The sequence below is a fragment of the Nostoc flagelliforme FACHB-838 genome (assembly GCF_014698065.1).
Lineage (GTDB): Bacteria > Cyanobacteriota > Cyanobacteriia > Cyanobacteriales > Nostocaceae > Nostoc > Nostoc flagelliforme_B.
Map to the genome: position 1 here is coordinate 1 of NZ_JACJSI010000331.1, position 6650 is coordinate 6650.

General features: G+C 41.3%; 8 protein-coding genes and 1 pseudogene. 6 read left to right on the forward strand and 3 right to left on the reverse strand.

Features of this window, described 5'->3' with window-relative positions; translation table 11 throughout:
* Both H6G97_RS42595 and H6G97_RS42600 read right to left on the reverse strand, forming a co-directional pair.
* A pseudogene (locus H6G97_RS42595) lies at window positions 1-407 on the reverse strand (hypothetical protein); the annotation flags it as partial.
* Window positions 408-511: 104 nt separating this feature from the next.
* Window positions 512-1933: a hypothetical protein gene (locus tag H6G97_RS42600; RefSeq protein ID WP_338421965.1), complete on the reverse strand. Its 1422-nt coding sequence runs from the start codon at window positions 1931-1933 to the stop codon at window positions 512-514.
* Between the two features lie 32 nt (window positions 1934-1965).
* Here H6G97_RS42600 and H6G97_RS42605 point away from each other — a divergent pair, with 32 nt between their 5' ends.
* From H6G97_RS42605 to H6G97_RS42630, 6 genes are all read left to right on the forward strand, one after another.
* Window positions 1966-3372, forward strand: a complete 1407-nt coding sequence (locus H6G97_RS42605; protein WP_190946580.1) for a hypothetical protein — start codon at window positions 1966-1968, stop codon at window positions 3370-3372.
* 150 nt (window positions 3373-3522) lie between these two features.
* Window positions 3523-3681 (forward strand): hypothetical protein, encoded by a 159-nt coding sequence (locus H6G97_RS42610; RefSeq protein ID WP_190946581.1) that lies wholly within the window; start codon window positions 3523-3525, stop codon window positions 3679-3681.
* 64 nt (window positions 3682-3745) lie between these two features.
* Window positions 3746-3925, forward strand: a complete 180-nt coding sequence (locus H6G97_RS42615; RefSeq protein ID WP_190946582.1) for a hypothetical protein — start codon at window positions 3746-3748, stop codon at window positions 3923-3925.
* Between the two features lie 436 nt (window positions 3926-4361).
* Window positions 4362-4547: a hypothetical protein gene (locus H6G97_RS42620; protein ID WP_104899362.1), complete on the forward strand. Its 186-nt coding sequence runs from the start codon at window positions 4362-4364 to the stop codon at window positions 4545-4547.
* A complete protein-coding gene (locus H6G97_RS42625; RefSeq protein ID WP_190946583.1) occupies window positions 4532-4828 on the forward strand; it encodes a type II toxin-antitoxin system RelE/ParE family toxin in 297 nt (98 codons plus the stop codon). Before H6G97_RS42620 ends, H6G97_RS42625 begins: the two co-directional genes overlap by 16 nt.
* A 318-nt stretch (window positions 4829-5146) precedes the next feature.
* The gene (locus H6G97_RS42630; RefSeq protein WP_190946584.1) at window positions 5147-5608 is read left to right on the forward strand and encodes a hypothetical protein; all 462 of its coding nucleotides are present in this window, start codon (window positions 5147-5149) and stop codon (window positions 5606-5608) included.
* Between the two features lie 88 nt (window positions 5609-5696).
* On the opposite strand, the gene H6G97_RS42635 is transcribed toward H6G97_RS42630, so the two are convergent.
* A partial coding sequence (locus tag H6G97_RS42635) for an AIPR family protein (RefSeq protein ID WP_190946585.1) occupies window positions 5697-6650 on the reverse strand: 954 nt, incomplete at its 5' end.

A 6650-nucleotide genomic window follows, 5' to 3' on the forward strand; every position in this document is an offset into this window, starting at 1 on the left:
TCAGCATTTGGTTCTCGTTTTTCAGCATCTGGTTCTTGTTTTTCCGAATTAGCTTTCTCCCAGAACTCCTTCATCCGACTGCCATGCAAATTTTTCACCATCCAGCTAGCTGTTTCTCGGCCGTCCTGAATCGACTTGTCAGGTTTGAAAATAAACAACCCGCTTTCAGATAGAATTTTCTTCGCAGAGATAAAAGTACTGTACCCCAAAGCAGAAGTTAGCGGCATCCACCGGGAGCCATAAGGGTCAGCCGTCCAGCATTCCTGCCATAGCTGATTGACTGATGGCTTTTGTTGCGATGCCCACAACAAATCTTCTATGGGAATAATCACATGAAGCCGCTTATACGGTGATTGTGCTTTATCAGCAGTCTTTTTGAGCTTGGGTCTTGTGATAGTTGCGGTCATTTTACAATCTCCTGTTATGTTGACGCACGGAAATTTCCCCCACTGTGATGCGGGGCTTGGTACTTTTATTCGTTTGTCTAAAAAGTTACCGATTCACTGAAAATCTATTGAGGTTGCCAGAATCTTAATTCATCTCGGAAATACCTATCAGTCTTTTTCGATTCGTTCTGCCAGTGATCCCATGCAACGATTACCTCATCTCCCAAATCCTGAATCACTTCTCCTTTGGCGACATACAAAGTACGGTATGGGTCGGCATGGGCAACGATAGACCCAATACCAATTCTGTCTGGTTGAGAGGATGCGTTCTGGAGTGCGGTAATTAAATCAGTCTCTTGGGTTGTTAATTCTGCTAGATAATCTGATTTAATCACTTCGTACTCTTGCGCCACTGCCCAAAACTCTTGCCAAGTACACCCACGCTGTGACAGCACCCGCCGAATATCACTAACTGCTTGGGGTAGCATTTCTAGTTGTTCGGCTCGATATGCGATCGCAGATGGTGTCGGTTCGCTTCCGAGAATGATTGCCGCAGCTTCGAGCGCTTGGGTGTTGTTCATGGCACTGGCTAAGTTTTTCAATGCCATACCCATGAGTCGCAGACATTCTTGGGCGTTTTCTTTGGGCGGTTCCTGGGCTAGCGATCGCAGATCAATCGTTTTCTCCAGAGCTTGTTTAACTTGCTTGTTCAACGCTTTGGTCGCTTGCTGGGTCATAGTATTTCCCCATTCTTGAGAAGGGCGTTGTTCTACAGCGTGTTCCAATTCCTGAATACGTTGCTGGAGTTGTTGGTTTTCAATCTCCAGTTTTCGTAACCCCTCCATTTCATCCAATCGCTGCTGCAACTGGATATTTAGCTCTTTCTGCTGCTTGTACAGATTTTGCAAGGATTGGATTTGCTCAATTACCTGGGCTTCGGCTTTAGCCCCTGCTTCTGCTTGCAAACCAATTCTCAATTCCTGGGAAAGTCGCTCTAACTCTTGCTGATGTTGCTCTTTGAGTGCAGCGATCGCTTCTGTATATTCTGGTGGGTAATTTCGCTCTCTGGGGAATGGAACGCTGGAGGCATCCAAATCGGTGTTGTTGAGCAACAATCTCTCGCCATCAGCAAAGGTGACAATTTGCTGCCAGCGATTCGGTGCATCTGCCTCAATGGTTCCCTCATCTCCATACCTTGGGTGTGACTGTTGTGAAACTGTGACAATAGCTTTTTGAGGAACCACTGGTTCTTGAATTTTAGGAACCAATGGTTCCTGAATAGATTGCCTTTTGCGTGGAAGTTGAGGAACCACTTTTTGGGCGGCAGCAGCAAAATCTGAAACACTTGGGTCAGGGTTATCTTTGAGAGCGATCGCTACAGCTTGTTTTAGTTTCTCTGGTTCCTTGACTAAGCGAAGTAACGGACGAGCCTGACGCTCATTTTTGATGTGTCCGCCCAACTCGCCAACTGCGTCTATGACCTTTTTGGCTCCTAGCAGTTGGTTGATTCGTCGGTATCCACCCCAATAGTGTTGCCAGGGACGAATACTTTGCCCTGAAAAATGAACTGGCTGATTTAATGCTGCACTTAGAGCCAATGGAGAAATACGAATTTGCCATGCTCAAACAATGTTCTCATGTTGTATGTGAATATCTGAATGCTGTTGAGCCTGGGAAAAGATTTTATGCTTACCGTTGGCTGCTCGATTGGTTTATTCAACTTAAAGGCTATTTCCCTACCCCTGAACAGCTATCCGGTCATTTGGCGCAAGTAAGTGTTGACCCCAGAGTAAACTATCAGCAAGTTACGGCTATTCAAGAAGCAACCAAACCTCAGAATTTAGGTATTCCAGAGGCAAGGTTTGCAAAACTACCAACTCCTGTCCCACAAACAACCCAAACTTCAGCGCAACAGATTCACTCTAATGAAGCTTATCCTTTATTAAATAGTGAATCGTTGGGGGCAGAAGCCTCTCATCCCTTAACTAATACCGAAATCTCCACCTACACATCTACTCCTAATACTAACTATGACTTAATCGGCCACATCGCCAAAAAAGTTACCAATATGCTTTGGGTTGGTGTCCCTGGTTCTGGCAAGGGCATCACCATTAGCAATGCAATCGATGCTATCAAGCGACTGCATCCTGGCATACACATCTTTTATATTGACCCCAAAGGTGACGAGAAAGAAACCGGTTATTTCAAAGGTCGTGTTGATACTTTTAAACGCGCTAAAATCCTAGAAATGTCCCCGGTCGAAGCAGTCTTATGGGTCAAAGAATGCTTTACCGAATTTCAAAATATCTCTGGCTCCAAGCTGATTATTTTAGATGAAGGTACGGCTGTTTGTTCCAAATTTAAAAATACCAAGGGTGAGATTGGTTGGCTCAAAGACAAAATCATCTCTTACTGTTCTTGCGGTGATAGTTCCGGTTGGCATTTCTGGATTGTCGTGCAGAACCCTCACACAGATGACTTGGGCATTTCTGGCGGACTGCGATCGCAGTTAACGTCTGTGGCGTTAGTTCATCCTGATAACGTCCCAGCTTACAATGCCATGATTGCCACTCAACTCATCCCCAGCGCTCGCAAGATTACCTCAACCCAAGTAATGGAGATTGCTGCACAATCACCAGTCGGTAGAGCAGTTTATTACGGCGGCATCAATGAATGGATACCAATGCCTCTGTTAAAGAATTTCTCTGGTTATGACCGGGATACCAAAAACTTTATTGACTCTGCACCAAGTAATAAGCAAACCTCTCAAGCTGAAACTAAGGAGTCTTGCACATCAACAACCCAAGCTCAACAGATGTTGGCGCTTTTGGAGAAAACGAAAGCTAGTTCCATTGATGAGTTTATTCAAAGCGAGTTGAAATTAGACGGAGTTCCACCAGAGCTAATCCGTTTGGGAATCGAAAGATTGCTTCAGAATTCACATCTTAAATACAAATTCGACGGCTGCGATAGTAATCAAAATTAATGTTTAAAATTTGAGATTTAACGTTTTAATAAGGTTAGGACTTATTAGTAGAGGTTGGCATGATTAAATTATTGATTTGCTGTTCACCTAATTCAATTCTTGATACTGGCTCTTGCCCTTGCGTTGGATGAAAATTTATCAGATGAAAAGATGAAAATAAAACTGGCTCCTCTGCTCAAACAAATAGCCACTGTAGAACTTGGCTTTTTAGTCATACTGTTGCTAACTGGAGGTCGCCCTTCAGGATTTATAGTAGGATTGAGCGTAGTTTTAGGTACTTGTTTTGTTGTTTGGAGCGAAAATAAGTGAATACGAAATATTAGAATATGGTCATAAAACCTACTAAAGCAAACACCCTCCAAGGATAAAAATTATGAACTCTATAGACCCAGATGTAAACAATCCTAAGCTACAGCCAGGAGTGATTGTATTAGACGAATTTGCTGCCATTGAAAAATCTCTTGAAGGGCATCCACAACGCCAAGAGATTTTAGAGAAACTTCAGAAGTATCAATCTCAGCTTTTATGGCAGGATCAGAATAAGAAAGGTTAGTTAATTTGTAAGAATTCAGCACCCAGGAGTCAGAATTAAAAAGGACTTTAATTTGGTTGGAATACTCATCCATGATTTGATAAGCGAACCTAGACCAGCAGCTTGCATAGGTTGCGATAACTATCATGGTCAGAAGTATGGGGAAAACTTGCTAGTTTGTGGGATCTATCCTCATGGGTATCAAGGTGAAATCTGCCCCGATTTTCAGGATAAGGTGAAGATTAAGGATTAGATTAAACAGGATTCATAAAATGTCTGATTTAATTCCAGTTTAATGGATAGATTTGCTGCTTGCCAGTCAGATTAGGATAAAATCTTTCTCAACAAGCAGGTCGGAAAACATTATCAAAGTTATTTGTCTAGCTAAAAGAAAAGCTACAAGGTGAACTCATGAGTTAAGATTACAGTAGTCATTTGCATAGAAGCAAAAACTACTATGAGCGATAGAGAAACAGTCCTTGAACTTGTGAAGCGCTTGCCGCCAAATGTGTCTCTGCGTGAGATTGTTAAAGAAATTGAGTTTATCGCGGCTGTAAAAGAGGGTTTAGAAGAGATTGACCAAGGACTTGGAGTGTCAATTGAATCTGTTGAGCAGATGATTGAAGCATGGACTACCAAGTAGTTCTTTCTCCCAAAGCTGTGGGGGATTTGGAAGCAATTGTCAGGTATATTGCCTTAAGCAATGCTGAAGGTGCAAGGAAATTGGGTCAGCAACTCCTTGAAAAAAGTAGCGAGTTAAGTCAATTTCCATTCATTGGTCAGAAAGTACCTGAGTTTGACGACCCTAATATTCGTCAGCTTATTCTTAAACCATATCGTGTTGTCTACAGGGTTGAAGAGGAGAAAAAGCGGGTCAGTATCGCTAGATTTTGGCATTCGGCACAAGAGAATCTTGAGCTTTAGAGACACGCAAGTTCCAGTTAAAATAAACTTTCAAATCCTGGATTAAATCCTCACTTTTGCAAAATTAAGTACGCTGAAATATTATCAATAAGCATTATATTACACCACAATATATCTAGCGAATCGACAGTAACATCAGCGCTGATAAACTTGTCAAATTTTTATTAGTTCTGAACTGCCTTGCGTACCTAACGCCTGTAAAAACTAATTCATACCCCATGATTCGACACTTGATACAATGGTCGTAACCTCAAACACAACTGCTGGAGCAAGACGCAATCTTCATATTTTAGACGCTTTCTTTACTTCTTTATATCTATGAAATATTTATTAGAAATCAGCAAATCTGAATTTAATTTTTCTTTATTGCAAAGAGATGATACTTTGATTGAAGCTCAAATAATTATTCCATTTGCTCATGAGGAATTATCAAAAACCATTATTTCACTTTCACAAAAATATTGGCAGCAGCAGATAGACGATTATCGCTTTTCTTTCAAGAGAGCAAACAACGAAGATGCTCAAATCAATGAGATTCTTCAAAAAATTGAATTTTCTCAAACAACAGATTTTATCTATATTTTGGCGAAACCAGATTATATTATGGGAACTAGCCAAGTTAGAGCCTTACAACATACTTTAAGCTCCAGTAAGTTGCTAACCCCTGAAGATTACATCAGCATTAATAGATTTTTGATCCCTTATGAAAAACTTTTAACGCATTCAATAAATAGTGAAAATACAAAATTAGGATTTTATTATTCCTTGTCACCTAAATAATGTACCGAAAGACAGGCTTTTTCGCCGTCTTTCGGTAAACACGCTATTGCCCATCCAAAACGAATCTCTCAATAAAAACCTTGTACTATTATTTCTTACCTGCTTGCACACGCCCTTTTGTACCTTGTGTCACTTTCGGTTCTTCTGACTTACTGGAGTTAACCATTTTCACCAAAGAAGAATTGAGATAACTTTGCGCTGAGATATACAAACTTTCCCAAATCTCTTGATTGCGGCTGATTTTTGTACCGACTGTATTACCTGCTGTTTTCTCTGACACCAAGTATTTACGGAAATAGTTATTCCACAAGTGTTGGAGAAAATCTTCAGCAAATTCGTTAAACGGCAGAATCCATTTATAGTCTTTGTCCAAAAATACCCGATATGATGCAATTATTGGTAATGCCAAGTCAGTTGGCGCACCAAACCCGAATGAATACTTGCTGTCCGGCAACAACGTCGTTTTACGTATATCTATTGATGCTAAATCGTTAACACCCTTTCTTCTGGGGTTGCTGATATGTTCTTGGATTATTTCGTAGAGTCTTTGCTCTATCCATAGAGCATGAGTTAACAGAGGCAGTAAGGCGGTTAATCTTTCCCTTTCTGCATCTGTAATGTTACTTGGAAGACTCATCCCTGCTGGGTGTTTGGTTCGTTTATTGCCGTCGGGGTTGTATTTATTTCTGTCGAGGCAGTAAAGGAGCTTGAGCAAATGGGTGACATTGCACTGAGCGTTTCTGGGAGCGCCGCTTTGGTTTTGATAATAGGCAATGCGAAATTTCCTATCTTCTGCTCTCTCTAACTGGACTAAATACTGCTTGATGAATTTGTAATCACCTCTGGCGTTGACTTTGGAGCGAGAATCTACTGGCGTTGTAGTATTTGAAGCTAGGGCTATATCTTTGGCTGATTCTTCAGTCAGTCCAATGTGGATCGTAACTTTTACCCTAGCTTCGGTTAAATCATATTTGTAATTTTTTGCTTGCTCAAAGGCTAAAACTGTGTGACCACCGTTGATAATCCCATCGCTACCGCCCTC

Coding starts and splice junctions, on each gene's coding strand:
- H6G97_RS42605 (WP_190946580.1), top strand. CDS start 1,966: ATGCTGCACTTAGAGCCAATGGAGAAATACGAATTTGCCATGCTCAAA.
- H6G97_RS42610 (WP_190946581.1), top strand. CDS start 3,523: ATGAAAATAAAACTGGCTCCTCTGCTCAAACAAATAGCCACTGTAGAA.
- H6G97_RS42615 (WP_190946582.1), top strand. CDS start 3,746: ATGAACTCTATAGACCCAGATGTAAACAATCCTAAGCTACAGCCAGGA.
- H6G97_RS42620 (WP_104899362.1), top strand. CDS start 4,362: ATGAGCGATAGAGAAACAGTCCTTGAACTTGTGAAGCGCTTGCCGCCA.
- H6G97_RS42625 (WP_190946583.1), top strand. CDS start 4,532: ATGGACTACCAAGTAGTTCTTTCTCCCAAAGCTGTGGGGGATTTGGAA.
- H6G97_RS42630 (WP_190946584.1), top strand. CDS start 5,147: ATGAAATATTTATTAGAAATCAGCAAATCTGAATTTAATTTTTCTTTA.